This is a genomic window from Shewanella sp. GutCb (assembly GCF_002836135.1).
Classification (GTDB): domain Bacteria; phylum Pseudomonadota; class Gammaproteobacteria; order Enterobacterales; family Shewanellaceae; genus Shewanella.
Map to the genome: position 1 here is coordinate 1 of NZ_PJBL01000083.1, position 415 is coordinate 415.

Below are 415 nucleotides of genomic sequence, written 5' to 3' on the forward strand. Positions count from 1 at the left end.
AAAAATACATAGACAGCCATAGTTAATGGCCTCAATAGCGACCTTCTACTATGCTTTGAACGAGCATTTAACAAGGAGGTTGTATGCCGCGCCCAAGACGAACCCTAATTAGCATTGAAGACACTCCCTATTACCACTGTTGCAGCCGAGTTGTTAGGCGCGCTTTCTTGTGTGGCGATGATAAATACTCAGGTAAGAACTACGACCATCGTCGTGGTTGGGTAGAGGAGCAAATACTTAAACTCTCCGAGGTGTTTGCTATTGATGTAGCGGCTTACGCAGTGATGAGTAACCATCTGCATATTGTGCTTTATATTGACCTAGAGACGGTGAACAACTGGTCAGATAGAGAGGTTGTTTTACAATGGCATAAGCTATTTAATGGCACGGCGCTAACGCAAAAATTCGCCAAAGG

The 415-nt window shown here is 44.3% G+C and carries 1 pseudogene; it reads left to right on the top strand.

Annotated features, from left to right (window positions below):
• Positions 1-83: 83 nt before the first annotated feature.
• A pseudogene (locus CXF86_RS20050) lies at positions 84-415 on the top strand (transposase); the annotation flags it as partial.